This window comes from Vibrio sp. V19_P1S1T109, from assembly GCF_002241375.1.
Classification (GTDB): Bacteria; Pseudomonadota; Gammaproteobacteria; order Enterobacterales; family Vibrionaceae; genus Vibrio; species Vibrio anguillarum.
Genome location: NZ_NDIM01000025.1, coordinates 1 through 2,213, shown reverse-complemented (window position 1 = coordinate 2,213; position 2,213 = coordinate 1). Strand labels below are relative to the sequence as shown.

Genomic DNA, 2,213 nt, shown 5'->3' with positions numbered 1-2,213 from the left:
TAGCTACAGTGCGCAGTGGGGGAAAACTCAGTTAGAAAATTACTATCAAACATGGAAAATGAAATACAAGGTTGATTGCGACATTATTTCCAGAAAAACAGGGCGGCTTAAAAACGACATTCCTGCTACTCACTTATCGAGCGAGTGTTTTGATTATCCTAAAAAAGACAATTTCTTTATCTCCTTATTTAAAAATGATGAAGGCGAAGTAGAGACAGTGGCAGGCAGCGCCACTAATGAGCTAACTAATGTACAGAAGTTGTTTGAACGCTATATAAATAAAGAATTCTCGAACGATAAAGAAACCTATTTTCTTTCTGAATATATGACCGGAATTGGTACGGGGAATAGTACAAATATTGCTCCGGCTGATGAATCGGAAATTTTTGGGCAGGGGGCAGGGATAGGTAAATATGGTGTGACAGCTAAAGTTAGTACTTCTGTAGATCAGCTTTCAACGTCAATTATGGAACTGAAGTCTACCTTTGCTAACGCACAGTCGAATATCGTTGACGGTTTTAATAAGTTGCAGTTTGATGTGTTCGGCTTTAGCCGTGGAGCTGCTGCTGCAAGACATTTTATTAATGTGGTGTTGGATGGCGAGCAGAGCGAGTTTGCTCAAACGTTTAGCAAGGCGTGCCAAAAGAGCGGCATTCCCTTAGCTTACGGGTTTGATTGGGATGAAGCAGATGAGGCTAAAGCCAGCTGTGAGATTACTTTTGCAGGCCTGTTTGATACCGTCGCTTCTGTGGTTGACCTACTCTCTTTTGATTTTTCAACTCATCATGACAATGGTGATGTGAGGTTATGGATTGATCCTCAGCGCGTTCGGCGTGCTGTTCACTTAACCGCCGATCCTACCATTGAGTGCCGCTATAACTTTAGCCTCAACCATCTTAACTCTGTTGATTCGATGGCGCATTTTCATGAATTTGTCCTTCCAGGAGCCCATTCTGATATTGGTGGCGGTTACCATTCACGCCTGAGCTACAACGAGAGTGATTACCTCTTGCCGATCTTAGAAAAAAAGTTGGTGAAGCGTGTTAGCCGCTCTTTCTCTGACCGCTGGGATAAGGATCGCGCCGAGCAATACGTGAGAAGAAAGCTGGCTGAGTATAAACAGCGTGATTTAGCCACTGGTTGGCAGGAGAATGACTATGTAGAGCCAGAAATTGAGTGTATTAATCATGGTAAAAAAGAGGGCGGAAGAGTGGTCGGTCGCCTTTACATACAGCGAAAAGTGGAAGGTGAACTCTCTCGTTTATACCTCAGATTAATGTATGGTCTAGCTGAGTTTCATGGTGTTCCTCTTGAGGATTATGATGGCAAGATTTGGCATGTTCCGGATCCTTATGCGATTTATTACACAGTAAGAGATTTTCCAGAGCTAACCATAAATGGTTTAGCTGCCAGCTTTAAGGTTTTCAATCAAAAAGTACTGGATATGGCAAAGCAAGGACAGTATGCCAAGTTAGAGAGTGAGTTTGATGAAAAACGTAAACAAGAGTTGATGCAGTTAAACGTATTTCACCACTCGTCAGATGATAGTTTTGCACTTAAACCGCTTTGGGATGAAAGTAAAGGTTGCTATAAGCGCGCCAGCTACCCATGCGAAAAAGGAAAGTAGAATGTATTTGAAAAGTATATCTGTTTTGCTAATTACGGCATTGTTGAATGCTTGCTCATCGTATGCTGGGTCGATACCGGAGACGCCATGGAGTGTTAGTATCTCTATGCCCACTTTTTATCCTGTCAGTGTTACTCAAGCCTATGGGGTGAACGATGCGCAAGATTGGACATCCCCTTTACATACATTTTCTCAGTTTATGAGGATCAGTGCATTTGAAAATATCAAAAAAGAACTTCCTGACTATGATGGTTTTGGATTACCAATACATCCCTTCGCAATGAATCGACGAGGTGATCAGGTCATGCGAATTAAGCTACCACCCGATGCTCTTTACTTGTATTGGGTTTCACTTATTAATACCCAGTTTTATGTCACCAAATATACTGTATCTGAAGACGTTAAAAGTTTGATGGCAAGAAAAAGTCTTTACCAAAATCGAGATGGTTCATTGGGTAATGTTTGCTATCGCACCGAATTCGTGTTCGGTTTACTGCCCAATGGGCAAGCCAAGGTTTGGCTAAGAGGCTGTGGTGAAATCATCTATTTAGCTGAGCTGGGACCGGATAGAGTATTGGATCGTGAT

The 2,213-nt window shown here is 42.2% G+C and carries 2 protein-coding genes; both read left to right on the top strand.

What is annotated here, in order from left to right; translation table 11 throughout:
- Positions 1–1,627: phospholipase effector Tle1 domain-containing protein (locus tag B9J87_RS01640; RefSeq protein WP_094149244.1), on the top strand; the 1,627-nt coding region annotated here is incomplete at its 5' end.
- A gap of 1 nt (position 1,628) precedes the next feature.
- The coding region (locus B9J87_RS01635) for a DUF2931 family protein (RefSeq protein ID WP_094149243.1) at positions 1,629–2,213 on the top strand (585 nt) is incomplete at its 3' end.